The organism is Mesorhizobium sp. Cs1321R2N1 (assembly GCF_037179725.1).
GTDB classification, from domain to species: Bacteria; Pseudomonadota; Alphaproteobacteria; order Rhizobiales; family Rhizobiaceae; genus Mesorhizobium; species Mesorhizobium salmacidum.
Genome location: NZ_JAPYKP010000015.1, coordinates 17,617 through 31,246, shown reverse-complemented (window position 1 = coordinate 31,246; position 13,630 = coordinate 17,617). Strand labels below are relative to the sequence as shown.

At 64.1% G+C, this 13,630-nt stretch carries 13 protein-coding genes; 3 read left to right on the top strand and 10 right to left on the bottom strand.

Annotation, left to right across the window (positions count from 1 at the left end):
* The first annotated feature begins 2 nt into the window (after nt 1–2).
* Together dhaK and O7A61_RS06530 are read left to right on the top strand one after the other, a co-directional pair.
* Nucleotides 3–989: a dihydroxyacetone kinase subunit DhaK gene (gene dhaK, locus O7A61_RS06535; protein WP_337129055.1), complete on the top strand. Its 987-nt coding sequence runs from the start codon at nt 3–5 to the stop codon at nt 987–989.
* Between the two features lie 70 nt (nt 990–1,059).
* Nucleotides 1,060–2,082, top strand: a complete 1,023-nt coding sequence (locus O7A61_RS06530; protein ID WP_337129054.1) for a nucleotidyltransferase family protein — start codon at nt 1,060–1,062, stop codon at nt 2,080–2,082.
* Between the two features lie 8 nt (nt 2,083–2,090).
* On the opposite strand, the gene O7A61_RS06525 is transcribed toward O7A61_RS06530, so the two are convergent.
* The 5 genes from O7A61_RS06525 to O7A61_RS06505 all read right to left on the bottom strand — a co-directional run bounded on the left by O7A61_RS06525 (nt 2,091) and on the right by O7A61_RS06505 (nt 5,045).
* Nucleotides 2,091–3,074 carry a serine kinase gene (locus O7A61_RS06525; RefSeq protein WP_337129053.1) on the bottom strand — a complete coding sequence of 328 codons (984 nt, stop codon included), beginning with the start codon at nt 3,072–3,074 and terminating at the stop codon, nt 2,091–2,093.
* Nucleotides 3,071–3,505, bottom strand: coding sequence for a lasso peptide biosynthesis B2 protein (locus O7A61_RS06520; RefSeq protein WP_337129052.1), 435 nt, complete (start codon nt 3,503–3,505; stop codon nt 3,071–3,073). The genes O7A61_RS06525 and O7A61_RS06520 overlap by 4 nt, the downstream gene beginning before the upstream one ends.
* A gap of 11 nt (nt 3,506–3,516) precedes the next feature.
* Nucleotides 3,517–3,807, bottom strand: a complete 291-nt coding sequence (locus O7A61_RS06515; protein WP_337129051.1) for a PqqD family protein — start codon at nt 3,805–3,807, stop codon at nt 3,517–3,519.
* 436 nt (nt 3,808–4,243) lie between these two features.
* Complete coding sequence (locus O7A61_RS06510; protein WP_337129050.1) at nt 4,244–4,408, bottom strand: DUF2259 domain-containing protein; 165 nt, start codon at nt 4,406–4,408, stop codon at nt 4,244–4,246.
* Between the two features lie 10 nt (nt 4,409–4,418).
* On the bottom strand, nt 4,419–5,045 hold the full coding sequence (locus tag O7A61_RS06505) for a DUF2259 domain-containing protein (RefSeq protein WP_337129049.1): 627 nt from the start codon (nt 5,043–5,045) through the stop codon (nt 4,419–4,421).
* A gap of 152 nt (nt 5,046–5,197) precedes the next feature.
* Between O7A61_RS06505 and O7A61_RS06500 the strand changes: the two genes are divergently transcribed.
* A complete protein-coding gene (locus O7A61_RS06500; protein WP_337129048.1) occupies nt 5,198–7,105 on the top strand; it encodes a propionyl-CoA synthetase in 1,908 nt (635 codons plus the stop codon).
* A gap of 126 nt (nt 7,106–7,231) precedes the next feature.
* On the opposite strand, the gene O7A61_RS06495 is transcribed toward O7A61_RS06500, so the two are convergent.
* From O7A61_RS06495 to O7A61_RS06475, 5 genes are all read right to left on the bottom strand, one after another.
* Entirely contained in the window at nt 7,232–9,610 is a 2,379-nt protein-coding gene (locus tag O7A61_RS06495) for a polysaccharide biosynthesis tyrosine autokinase (RefSeq protein ID WP_337129047.1), read from the bottom strand.
* Nucleotides 9,611–9,758: 148 nt separating this feature from the next.
* Nucleotides 9,759–10,655, bottom strand: a complete 897-nt coding sequence (locus O7A61_RS06490; protein ID WP_337129046.1) for a UTP--glucose-1-phosphate uridylyltransferase — start codon at nt 10,653–10,655, stop codon at nt 9,759–9,761.
* Between the two features lie 74 nt (nt 10,656–10,729).
* Entirely contained in the window at nt 10,730–11,698 is a 969-nt protein-coding gene (locus tag O7A61_RS06485; protein WP_337129045.1) for a glycosyltransferase family 2 protein, read from the bottom strand.
* Nucleotides 11,688–12,638 carry a glycosyltransferase gene (locus tag O7A61_RS06480; protein ID WP_337129075.1) on the bottom strand — a complete coding sequence of 317 codons (951 nt, stop codon included), beginning with the start codon at nt 12,636–12,638 and terminating at the stop codon, nt 11,688–11,690. The genes O7A61_RS06485 and O7A61_RS06480 overlap by 11 nt, the downstream gene beginning before the upstream one ends.
* Nucleotides 12,638–13,627 carry a glycosyltransferase family 2 protein gene (locus tag O7A61_RS06475; protein ID WP_027142871.1) on the bottom strand — a complete coding sequence of 330 codons (990 nt, stop codon included), beginning with the start codon at nt 13,625–13,627 and terminating at the stop codon, nt 12,638–12,640. Before O7A61_RS06475 ends, O7A61_RS06480 begins: the two co-directional genes overlap by 1 nt.
* Nucleotides 13,628–13,630 lie beyond the last annotated feature (3 nt).

Below are 13,630 nucleotides of genomic sequence, written 5' to 3'. Positions count from 1 at the left end.
CCGTGAAGAAATTCATGAACTCGGTGGACACGGTGCTGACCGAGAGCCTCGACGGTTTCGTGGCCGCTCATGCCGACATCCTGGTGCTTGGCAAGGAACACAAATTCATCCGCCGCAAGAGCCTCAAGCCGGGCAAGGTGGCGCTGATCTCCGGCGGCGGCTCCGGCCACGAGCCGCTGCATGGCGGCTTTGTCGGCCATGGCATGCTGGACGCCGCCTGCCCCGGTCAGGTGTTCACCTCACCGACGCCGGACCAGATGCTGGCCGCCGCGCAAGCTGTCGACACCGGCACCGGCTGTCTGTTCATCGTCAAGAACTACGAGGGCGACGTGATGAACTTCGACATGGCAGCGGAGATGTCCGATGGCGTGCTTCAGGTGGTGACCAATGACGACGTCGCTGTCGAGAATTCGTCCTACACGACCGGACGGCGCGGCGTCGCCGGCACGCTGGTGGTTGAGAAGATCGTCGGCGCGGCTGCCGAGCACGGGCTGGCGTTGGCGGCGTTGAAGGCGCTGGGCGAGCGCGTCAACGACGCGACGCGCTCGATGGGCGTGGCGCTGACCAGTGGCACCGTGCCGGCGGCCGGCAAACCAACCTTCGATATCGGCGATAGCGAGATGGAATTCGGCGTCGGTATCCATGGCGAGCCCGGCCGCCGCCGCGACAGCTTGAAGAGCGCCGATGCGATCGCGCAGGAGATCTGTGCCACGATCCTTGGGGATCTGGATGGCAAGGCGAAAGGCCCGGCGCTGCTGTTCGTCAACGGTTTCGGCGGCACGCCGCTGATGGAGCTCTACTTGATGTACAACAGCGCTCGCCGGATTTTCGAGAAGCATGGGGTGACGGTAACCCGCTCGCTGGTCGGCACCTATGTCACCTCGCTCGACATGGCCGGCTGCTCGATCACGTTGACCCTGCTCGACGACGAACTGACGGACTGGTGGGACGCACCTGTCCACACGGCCGCGCTGCGCTGGGGCCTATAAGGCTGGCTTCGGCCGCGCTTTTCTGCAACCATTCTGGACAATCCACTTAGCCATGGATTTGCCCGGGTTGATGCTGCCATCCCTCACTTCCGCCGAAGAAAGACTTCTGCTGCGCTTGGCCGATCCGGAGGCCGCGGCGGTCGAGGACAATTTGTCGGCGAAGGCACTGTCGGCGCTGCTCGACAATGCCGAATTCCACGGTGTCCTGCCGATTATGCTGCGCAAGCTCAGGGAGCGCGGCGACGCGCGCCTGCCTGAAGATCCAGGCCTGCAATCCAAGCTGGACGATCTGCGCCAGAAGGCGACGATCGCCACCGGCCAATCGATGCTGCTGCAGTATCATGGCGACCGCATCATGAAGGGGATGGCGGCGGAAGGCATTCCGGCGCGGATCGTCAAGGGACCGGTCTTCGCGCGAAAACTCTACCGTAACATTTCCGACCGGCCGTTCACCGACATCGACATCCTCGTCGAGCTCGCCAACCTTGCGCGGGCAAACGAGGTGATCGCGGCGTCAGGCTTCGAGCTTGGCAGCAACGAAGCCGAATCCTACCAGCTGCAGGAGTTCAAATGGCTGGAAAAGGAGAACGCCAGCCTGCTGGTCGAGCTGCATGGCGACCTTGTGCACGATACCGGCATGCGGCGGCGCCTGTCCCTGGGCTTTCGCGAGCTGGCCATCATTGACGGCGAGGCGACGGACACGCCGGCAGCCCTTTTGACGACCGCCATCGTGCATGCTGCAGGGGGGCATAAATTCCACCGGCTGCAGCTTTGTGTCGACGTGCTGCAAGGCGTACGGGCGCTACAGTCGCCGAAAGCAGAGCAACGCCTGCTCGACGCCGCCCGCATGACCGGCATCGAACTCGAACTGGCGATCGTGCTCAACGTGACCGGCCAGTTGTTCGACGAACCACATGCGCTCGAACTGGCCGGGCGGATCAAGCCCGACCTGTCGATACGGCTGGCCAAAAAGCTGATCACGACGAACACGCTGCTCAGGGTCAATTCCCGGGAGAAGATCGGCTCACGCCTGCGTCGCGATGCGTTCCGCTGGATCCAGCGGCTGGCCAAGGCCAGGCCATACGCGGCTTGAAGTGGCCGTCAGTCCCGTGACGTCAATGTGGCGCTTATCAGCGCCGCCGCATCGGCCGGACGCGCGCCCACTTCCAGGGTGAAGGTCGGCACCGAGGAGACCAGCTTGCCGATCGTCGCCAGCCGGCGCTTCTGCAGCGGCAGCAGGCCGGTCATGCCGGTGCGGACATTGTCCATCGCCAGCGCCACCATCGCGTCGGTCCGGGCCATGGGCGTGAGCCGGGTTTCTTCGTCGGCCGATCGCGCAAGGTGCAGGAGTGCTGCTACCGGACGGGCGGTCGGGTTCTCGATTTTTATGATCCCACCCAGCTTTTCCAGCGAAACAGCCTGTTCGCCGTTACGGTCCCAGGACGGCCCGAGACATGGCGCCACAAGCGGGATCATCCGCGCTGTCTTCTCATGGATCTTGACGTGGCGGGGCAAACCCCAGGCAACAGGCGTGGCGGAAGCGACATTCAGGATCATGGCATCGTCGGAGCACAGGCCGAATCCTTGCGTTGCCAAGGCCAGCGATGTGGTGGTCTTGCCGGTACCGCTCGGGGCATGGACCAGCACGACGGCGTCGCTGCCCGGCAGCGTCAGGCCCGCGGTGTGCAGCACATGTTGGCCGCCGGCATCGAATGCTGCGTCCAGTATCAGCATCGAAGTCGTCCAGGCGGCCTTGCTGTCGGGCACGATGCGGAGTCGAGCCCAGCCCTTCTCGTTGATCTCGACGGTCTGGCGTCCTGGCAGGACCAGATGGACGCTGGCGCCGTCCGTGATCATCCGGCAGTAGCCGTCGTCCGGGATCTCGCCGTCAAAGACCAGGGATCCGGCGGGTATCTCGTCCAATGTTTCCGCCTCGACGATGTCGAGATGAAAATCCGCTTCGGTCGAACCTTCGACGCGCAGGCTGGCGAGCATCCTGTCGAAGTCCCGCCATAGCTCGGCACGGTCGGCCGAAATGCCGAGGACATGGCCGTTGAGATCATAGAAGGCGCAAGGTCTGGTCAAGCGGCGCGCACTTTCGAGGCGCGGTCATGGTGGCGATAGATCTCGACCATGCCGGGAAGGCTGTCGCTGACCACCGGCCTGCCGTCGAGGCAGACCCAGCAATGCGCCGACAGCCGCGACGCTTGCAGCGACTTCGGATCGACGCCGAAGCGCAACTCCGGATCGAAGCCGGCGAGGCGCAGGAAACGATGGCCGAGCAGTCCTTCCCGCAGGCATCTGCGGTCGCGCATCAGCCAGGGACGGCGCACGGCACGGTTGACACGGGCGATAATGTAGGGGGCTGGCAAGCCGCGATAGGGCGCCGGCGAGGCGAGCGGCGCCCATTTCAGCACCTCCTCGAAGCTGCGGTTGGCAATGAGGACCGGCATCAGCCGCGCGCTTGCCCAGAGATGGCAGCGGAACAAGGCGCGCAGGAGGGGACTGTCCGCCATCAAGCAGCCCTTCAGCTATCAAGCCCTGGAGCGGCGAGGATGCCTTCCGAAACAAGATCGGTGGCCAGCGCCGCCATGTCCTCGTCAAGCGTGCCCTTGTCGACCTCGAACTCCTCGCAAAGCAGGCCCACGATCTGGCCGAGGCTGCGCGCGCCATCCACCTTGTCGAGAAAAGCTTCGGTCGTGCCGTTGCAGGTATAGAGTTGACCGCTGCGCGCCAAAAGCACGACCGCGCCGTCGCCGACATGCTGAACCGAGGCATCGTCCGCCAGCCGCAGAACCGTTCCTGAGGTAATTTCCATCACGAACCCCAAAAGCGATGCAAAACCCCGAAATGAGATAGCGCGGTGGTGGGGCGCTGTCTATCGGACGGCTGGGGTATGGCCCGCAGGCCTCTATGCTTGCGACAGGCTCTCGTCAGGCCGCAAACGTCCATCCACGGCCGAAATCGTCCCAGTAACAGTCGTCGGAATGACGCGGCAGGCGAGTGCGTTGACCGGCAAGACCGTTGCTTTTCTTCCCTTGGGTAAGGTAAGAACTCCCCGGGACCTGGGGAGATAAGCGTATGCGTTACAATTGGGAGCGGGCTCCAACGACTTTCGAACGTCATCGAAAAGCTCTTGCGACAGCCATTTTGATCTTCGGCGGTGTCGGCCTCATGCTGGTGGCCTTGCCGATCTAATGCAATCCACATTTGTCCAGCGAATCCGGTTCGTTAGACGGCTATCGATGGATCGCTCAGCGGAGCTGTCCGGTCACGGCGATGAAGCGGCGATCACGCCCTTCAAAGCCCTGGCTGAAGCGCTGCACCAGCACGACGATCACCGCCGGCTTGCCAGCCGGTGTGTATTCATAGGATTCCGACAGGCTGTAGGAGCTCGGGCAGTTCCTCGAGCCAGGCACGGCCTTGTCCTCATGCAAGGTCCTGAAAGGCTTGCCGTCCTGGCAGCCGGAAACCGAGCGCCTTGCCCGACGTGCCGCCTTGCTGGGTGTCATCGAAGCTCGCCGAACAATCGGCCGTGCTGCCGGCCAGAATCTGTTCCAGCCGGATCGTCGAAACCCCGGTTTCGTCATAGAGCGGCGAAAGCCATTTCTGTGACACCTGCTCAAGGCGGGGAATGTCGTTGTAGGGGACCATCTCACCGGGAAAGGTGAACTTGTCGGAAGCCGTCTGCTTGCCGCGCGATGCGATGGCATATTTGGCAAGGGTGGGTCCTGCCTTGGCGGTCGCTTGCGCCCTTGCCTGATCGAGGCTCAGCGTCGACTCCTCGGATTCGTCGACGATCAGGATCGGCTTGCCGCCGACGAACTCGTCGGTTCTGATATCGATGATATCGATCTCGGAATAGCCGGAGGCCGAGGCATCGGCGTCGAGCGTTCCGTATTGTTCGAAGGCGAAATAGACGCCATCGGGCGAGAAGCCGATGATACGCCGTGCCGCGGCATCTCCGGCATGAGCGGTCCCGGCTGAAACCGCCAGTGCCACGCCAATTGCCAGCCCAATCGCCGGCCTTGCCGCGATAGACCACCGATGGTGCATTCGTTCACCCCCCTCGATAGCCGCCACTTCACGACACCGCGCGTGTCAGGTCAAGACGCGGCCGACTGAGACGAAAATGCAGGGAGACATCGCCCGAAGAAACAACATAGGCTATTGCCGAGGACCGCAAATCGTTCCTGGGGAGGTTACGGATGGCTTCACGCTATCACGAGGTCTATGACGGCTGGAAACGCGACCCGGAAAAATTCTGGGCGGAGGCGGCCGAGGCCATCGACTGGTATTCGCCCTGGGACAAGGTGTTCGATGCCGCCGCCGGCGTCTATGGCCGCTGGTTCACCGGCGCGACCTGCAACACCTGCTACAACGCCCTTGACCGGCATGTCGCCGGCGGGCGGGCCGACCAGATCGCACTGATCCATGACAGCGCCATCACCGGAACGGTGAAGAAGTTCACCTATGCCGAGTTGAAACGCGAAGTGGTGGCGCTGACCTCGGTGCTCAAGAACCGCGGCGTCGGCAAGGGCGACCGCGTCATCATCTACATGCCGATGGTGGCCGAAGCGGCCATCGCCATGCTCGCCTGCGCCCGCATCGGCGCCGTGCATTCGGTCGTGTTCGGCGGCTTTGCCTCGCATGAGCTTGCCACCCGCATCGACGACGCAAAACCGAAACTGATCATCTCGGCCTCCTGCGGCCTGGAGCCGGGCCGGGTGGTCGCCTACAAGCCGCTGCTCGACAAGGCGATCGAGATGTCCCGCCACAAGCCGGACGCCTGCCTGATCCTGCAGCGCGACCAGTTGCGCTGCGATTTGAAGGACCATTTCGACATCGACTATGCCGACGCCGTCGCCCGCGAACGGGCGGCCGGCGCCAATGTCGACTGCGTGCCGGTGCTGGCGACCGACCCGCTCTACATCATCTACACGTCGGGCACGACCGGCCAGCCCAAGGGCATCGTGCGCGACAATGGCGGCCACATGGTCGCGCTGAAATGGACGATGGACAACGAGTTCGGCGTCAAGCCGGGAGAAGTGTTCTGGGCGGCGTCCGACGTCGGCTGGGTGGTCGGCCATTCCTACATCGTCTACGGACCGCTGCTGCATGGCTGTACCAGCGTGCTGTTCGAAGGCAAGCCGATCGGAACGCCCGATGCCGGCACCTACTGGCGGGTGATCTCGGAGCATGGCGTGGTCGCGTTGTTCACCGCGCCGACCGCCTTCCGCGCCATCAAGGGGCAGGACCCCAAGGGCGAGTTCGTGCCGAAATACGATTTGTCCAAATTCCGCACGCTGTTCCTCGCCGGCGAGCGCGCCGACCCCGAAACCATCAAATGGGCGGAGCAGAAGCTCAACGTGCCGGTGATCGACCATTGGTGGCAGACCGAGACCGGCTCGCCGATGACAATCAACCCCGCCGGGCTCGGCCTATTGCCGGTGAAATACGGCTCGCCCGGTGTGCCGATGCCGGGCTACGACATCCGCGTGCTCGACGATGCCGGCCACGAGGTGCCGCGCGGCACACTGGGCAATGTCGTGATCAAGCTGCCGCTTCCGGCGGGCTGCCTGCCGACGCTGTGGAATGCCGATGCCCGCTTCCGCCAGGCCTATCTCGATGAGTTCCCCGGCTTCTACAAGACGGCCGATGCCGGCATGATCGACGAGGACGGCTATCTCTACGTGATGGCCCGCACCGACGACATCATCAACGTCGCCGGGCATCGGCTGTCGACCGGCGCGATGGAAGAAGTGCTGGCCGCCCATCCCGACGTCGCCGAATGCGCCGTCGTCGGCATCGCCGATGCGATGAAGGGCCAAATTCCGCTGGGCTTCGTGGTGCTGAACGCCGGTGTCGCGCGCGAAGGCGGCGCCATCGAGAAGGAGGTCGTCGCGCTGGTGCGCGAGCGCATCGGCCCGGTCGCCGCCTTCAAGACCGTGGTGACCATCAAGCGGCTGCCGAAGACGCGGTCCGGCAAGATCCTGCGCGGCACCATGCAGAAGATCGCCGACAAGGAAGCGTGGACGATGCCGGCGACCATCGACGACCCCGCCATCCTCGAGGAAATCACGGCGGCGCTGAAGGCGCGTGGCATCGGCGTGTAGGGAGCACTGCCGGCTTCTGGGTGGCGCTACCGTTCCGCGATGTTGCGGCGCTGCGAACTTTGTGATGGCCGCAGGGCGGGACGGCCGAAACTTTGCGCAATCTCGAAATGAGAGCGGCGGCCTATCTCAGGCCGCCGTCTTCGACCGCACTTCCGACTTGTCGAGATAGTAGGTCGAGTACTTGTCGAAGAATTTCTCCGACGCGCCGAACGATCCGTATTTGGCCAGCTTCTTCAGATCGACCTTGTTCAGCACCGCGCCGACGATCTTGTTGGCGACATAGGGTTCGGATTCCAGCATGGAGCGCACCATGGCGCGCGGCGTGCGGCCCCATTCGGCGACCAGAACGAAGCCGTCGACGAGCGGCGCGAAGGCCTTGGCATCGACCACCGGCCCCAGCGGCGGCAGATCGACGACGATGTATTCGAACGTCTCCTTGGCGTTCTCGATGAAGCGCCGCATGCCGGCCGAGGAGAGAAGCTCGCTGGTATGCGAGAAATGCCCGCGCGACACCGCCGGAATGATCGCCAGCTTGGTCTGCCTGTCGATCTTGCCGACGGACTGCCAGGTTTGACCGCTCACCACGGCTTCCATCAACCCTTGCTCGGCTTCCATGCCGAGGCTGCGGCTGAGGCCCGGATTGCGCAGGTCGCCGTCGATGAGCAGCGTCCTGGCGCCGTTGGCGGCGAGCAGACCGGCGAGATTGGCCGCGACCGTCGACTTGCCTTCGCCGGGCAGGACCGAGACCACGCCGATGACTCGGCTGGCTTGCCCTTCCATGACGACATCGAAAGCGATCTTGGCGCTGCGCAGCGTTTCGGAGAACATCGACGCCGGAGCGTCGATGCTTACCCGCATTCGCGCGCGCCTTTCAATGGCAGCCGGCGATCTGGCGACCTTGAGATCGGGCTCGTCCGGTTTGTCTTCCTTCGGTTTGCTGCCGATGATGGGCAGGTAACCGAGGAATTTGAGGCCAACGCGGTCGCGCACCTCGTCGCCGGTCCTGAAGAACCGCTCGTTGAACTCGTTGAGCCCGCCGAAGCCGGCGCCCATCAGAACGCCGAGCACCAGCGAAAGGCCGAGCACGATGACGGTGCGCGGGCTCGAGGCGGCAAGCGGCGTCGACGCATCCGAGATGATGCGGATCTTGCCGACCGGGAAGGATTGCTGCTGCGCGGCTTCCTCGTAGCGGCCGAGGAACGTCTGGTAGAGTGTGGTCAGCGCCGTCGCCTTCTGGTCGAGCTCGCGCAGCTTCACCTGCGACTGGTTGTCGATGGAGCTCTTGCCTTGCGCGGCGGCGACATTGGCCCTGAGCGCGGTCTCGCGCGCCAGCGCCACCTCATACTCGTTGCGATAGTTTTGGGTCAGCTGCTTCAGTTCGCCGAAGATCTGCGCCGATATGTCGGCCTTCTCCTTGGCGAGCGCCACCGCCTGCGGATGCTGGGGGCCGAAATTCGCCTCCACATCCTGCTGCCGCTTGGCGACGGTGAGGTAGCGCGTCTTCAGCGCCGCGATGACTGCGCTGCTTGGCTGGTCGCTGGATATGGCGGCGTCCTTGAAAGCGTTGTCCGAACCGCTGTCGACGATCGACTTGTATTGCTGATAGCGGGCGCTGGCACGTGCCGTGTCGGCCTGCGCCACGATGAGCTGGGCGTTCAGGTCGGCGAGCTGCTTGTCGCTCATCAGCTGGCCGTCGCTGTTGGCGGACAGGCCATGTTCGGCCCTGAATTTCTCGACCGCCAGCGATGCCTGCTGCGAGCTCTCGCGCAGTTCGGTCAGCCGGCCCTGCAGCCAGACCGCCGCGCGCTCGGTGGCGTCGAAGCTGGCATCGAGCTGATCGGCGAGATAGGCGTCGGCATAGGCCTTGGTGATGGCTTTCGCCAAACCCGGATCCGTCGCCTGATAGCCGAGCGCGATGACGTAGCTTCGCCCGACGCGATCGGCCCGGATCTCGTTCTGCAGCTTGAGGATGGCATAGTCGCGTCGCGACGTGGCGATCAGCGCATCGCGCGCGGCGGGGTCGAGCTTGGAGATATCGCCGACGCCCGGCGTGGCCTGGCCCGGATGGACATACTGGATCAGACCGCGGATCATGCCGACGCCCTGGGCAAGCGCCGACTGGGGCGGGTTCATGAACGCGTCGTTCTGGTCGAGCTTGAGCTTGTCGACGACCACGGCGGCGAGCCGGGTCGAGGTCAGGATCTCGATCTGGCTCAGGATGGCCGAATCGGTCTGCATGGTTGTCGATGTCGCCGAGATGTCGTCGACGATCTTGTTCAGCCCCTCATCGATCAGCACGCTGGAGACCGACACAAATTTTGGCGGCGTCGTCTGCAGATAGAGCAAGCCCAGGAAAAGACCGATGATGGCGCACACGCCAACCACCTTGGCCTGCCGTGCGGCCATGCCAAGCAGCCGCTCGATATCGATGAAGTCGTCGCCGTCTCCTGCGTCCGAATTCGGCAATGGCATCCTCTTGTCGAGAGGAAAATTGGCATAATTCATCTTCGGTCCAATTCTGGCTTGTCTCGCTCGCGGGCCCCAGAAAGATCGGGAGCATTGGCGGACGCGACACACGCTTGGTGCCGGACAGCGAGGAGCCGACCGGCCCCTCCGCCGTCAGCCATCCGACAATGCTCCCGAAAGATGGGCATTATGCGGCTTCTTCCTGGCGTTCATGCGTCCGGACGAACTCCCGGAGCATCTCGAAAACCGGGCCCTTCATGTCGTCGCGCGCCAGCGCGAAGGCGATATTGGCCTGGATGAACCCTTCCTTGGAACCGCAGTCGAACATGCGGCCCTTGAAAGGCTGGGCAAAGAATGGCTGCTCCTGCGACAGGCGGACCATGGCGTCGGTCAGCTGGATCTCATTGCCGGCGCCGCGTTGCTGGTTGCCCAGAAGCTGGAAGATCTCGGGCTGCAGGATGTAGCGGCCGTTGATGTAGAAGTTCGACGGCGCGTTGGCTGGCGCCGGCTTTTCGACCATGGCCGTCACCTCGAAGCCGCCGCCAATATCGGCGCCACGGCCGACGATGCCATATTTGTTGGTTTCGGTCGGATCGCAGCGCTCGACGGCGATGACGTTGCCGCCGGTCTCGGCATAGAGATCGGTGATCTCGGCCAGGCATCCGCGCCCTCCGAAGGAGACCATGTCAGGCAAAAGCAGGGCGAAGGGCTCGTTGCCGATGACCTCGCGCGCGCACCAGACGGCATGGCCGAGGCCTTGCGGCGATTGCTGGCGGATGAAGGAGGTGGCGCCGGCCACCGGAAGCAGGCTTTCCAGCGACTGCAATTGCGCCTTCTTGCCGGTCTGCTCCAGGATCCCGATCAATTCCGGATGGAGGTCGAAATAGTCCTCGATGACCGCCTTGTTGCGGCCCGTCACGAACACGATGTGCTCGATGCCGGCCTCGAAGGCCTCGTCCACCGCATATTGCACGACGGGCCTGTCGACTACGGGAAGCATTTCCTTCGGCATCGACTTGGTCGCCGGCAGGAACCTTGTTCCAAGCCCCGCCACCGGTATCACGGCCTTCCTGATTTTCTTCATCGCAAATTCCTTCTGAGGAGATCGACTTCAGTCCATTCACAGGCCACGAAAAATCCCTCCATGTGCCTGCATCTTCACCTCCCCACCCCAACGGCAAACTGTGCCGCTACTCTTCGCAACCGCACGGCGATCGGCATGCCCATATGCCCGACCGCCGCCGGGTCGCTGAGCGCAGTCCGTATCGCCTTGAGCGGGGACCGCGCCTTGATGTGCTGAACCATCGCCAGGAACGAGGCCGCCTTGCGCAGGCTACGGCCGCGCCGGGCGAACGCTGCCTGCGCAGCCTCATCCATCTGGTGGGTTTGAGCGAATACCGCATCCGCTTTGCGCATCGCTTCGACGTGATGAAGCTCGAGCACACGGGAGATGGAGCCGCTGCGAATATGATAGGCATAGCCGACAGTAGGCTCGACCACGCATCTGCCGCCCTTGGCCAGGGCGTCGGCAAACAGGATGTAGTCCTCGCCGATCCTCAGTTTCTCGTCATAGCGCAGCCGGTTCTCGTCGAGGAAACTGCGCAGGAAGATCGGCTTGAGGTAGCCGAAATTGAATTTCGATTCGAAGACCACGTTGCCGGCGATGTAGGTGGCGAGCGTTATCTCGCGCAGACCTTCCAGATACTGGCGCGGGAACATCGCGTCCTCGACCACACCGTCCTCACGGACGACCTGGAGATTGTCGACGGCGATCTCGGCGTCCGCCTTTTCGGCGCGGCCTATCATGGCGGCGATGCGGCCGGGAAAGACGGCGTCGTCGGAATCGAGAACCGCGATCCACCTGCCGCGCGCGGCGTCGAGCCCGGCATTCCTGGCCCCACCGGGGCCCTTGTTCTTTTCGAGCGCCACGACGCGTACGATGTGCTCGGGATAGGCTCGCGCCACATCGAGTGTGCCGTCACGCGATTTGTCGTCGACGACGATGATTTCGAGGCTGACACCCTTCTGGGCGATGGCGCTGGCGATCGCCCGATCAAGGGTTGCCTCGGCGTTGTAGGCCGCAATCACAAAAGAAACATCGGGTACAAAGGCACCATCAGGCTGCATGCTTGCCCCCTTCCCCTGGTGAAGGCTGGCCGTAGAGGCGCAGTTCGCGGACACCGACAAGGCCGCTGACGACGCCGACATGCATGATGCCGCGCAGTACGCTGCGGTTCCTGCGCATCGGGCTGGCGGCAACCGGAAGTGCGGCGGCGAAGCAATAAGCGGCCTTTGCCGCGGCAAGGCCGGCCTGCTTCACCCGCGCGATGCCGCTGGCATTGTGGCCCAGGAGATGACCGTGCGTCTGGCCGACCCGGAAACGGCGGCGGCTGAGCCAGTCGAACGCGGCTCTGGCCCTCGGCACCGCCTCGTCCACCCATGCTTCCGGCGCAAAGGCGATCCGGCCGCCTGCCTTGTGCATCTGGTCGAAGAATTCGGTGTCCTCACCGCCGGTCTGGCCGCGCGCCAGGCTGAAGCGGCGGTCGCGCAGGCTGTCCGATCCCATGCGCAGCAGGACGTTGCAGGTGTAGCCGGTGCGGATTTCGCCACGCACGCGAACCGGCAAGGTGGAATGGAAATCGCCGCGGCGCATCCAGTCCGGCGCATCCGGGCGATAGAGCGCGCGCACCGGGCCGAGAACCGCGGCGGCGCCGCTCTTTTCAGCCATCGCCACCAGTTCGGCGAGCCAGTGGGCGGTGGCGGTCTCATCGTCGTCGATGAAGGCCAGGAAATCCGCCTTACTGGCGTCGAGACAAGCGTTGCGGGCAATCGAGATGTTACGCGCCGGGCAATGCCGGTAGCGGACCGGCAGCTTCAATTCCTGCGACAGCGCCGTCACCAACGCCCTGGCGCTTGGCGTGTCGTCATTGTCGGCGACGATGACGCCGACCTCGAAGCCGTCAGGCATGGCAAGCGCGGCGAGCGAGCGCAGCGTGTCGGCCAGTTCCGGCCGCCGGAACGTGCACACGCCGATGTCAATGCTGCGGTTCCTGGCCCCAGCCACCATCACGCCGCCCTCCGCCACGCGCCGAGGCCGAGAAGCTGCAGCCAGAAGCCGACGGACCAGCCGAAATGCATGACCATCGCCGAGACGCCGGCAAGCGCGATATCGGCATTGCGCTGACTGATGGCCGTCACCAGGCCGTAGCCCAGGCACACCGCCACCCACAGCAACAGCGGCAGCGCCGCAATCCAGTGCACGAAGGAGAAGGCCGCCAACAGAACCACCGGGAAGACCGCCAACGGCACCATCTGCCGAACCTTCGGGATCACCCGGTGTTTCAGCACATTCTTGGCCCGGCCACGGCCGTAGCCGAGGTACTGGAAATAGAGGCCGCGCAGCGAAGTACGCGGATAGTAGACCATCTGCGTCCTGCCGCTCATCCAGATCCTGTAGCCGGCCTGCCTCAGCCGATAGTCGAGTTCCGCATCCTCGTTGTGGCTGAACGTCTCGTCATAGCCGCCGACGGCCTGGAAGGCCGATATCCGCATCAGCGCGTGATGGCCGTGGTCGACCCACTCGCCGGCGGAGAGGTGGCGATGCTTGGAGCCGCCGGTGCCGAGCTTGGAGTTCTGCGCCGCCGCCGCCGCCTTCTGCACGGTGCCGCTGCCGCTGGTCAGCATCGAAACCACCACCGAATCGGCGCCGGTGGCCTGCGCCTCCTCGATCAGCCGGTCGCAATAGTCGTCGGGATAACCGCCATGGGCATCGATGCGGATCAGATATTGCGCGCCCTCGCCGAATTTGGACACCGCCAGGTTGATCGCGGCACTCTGGATGCGCCTTTCATTGTGAAGCAGGATGATGCGCGGATCGTTCTTCTGGCGCTCGCCGACAATTGCCAGCGTACCGTCGGTGCTGCCGCCATCGGCAACGAGGATCCGCGCGCCAAGCCGTTCCGCCGCGGGGCAGAGCTGGTCGAGCAGCGCACCGATATGAGTTGCCTCGTTGAGGCACGGGATCACGATCAGGCTGGCGGCAGGCGCTTGCGTCATCGG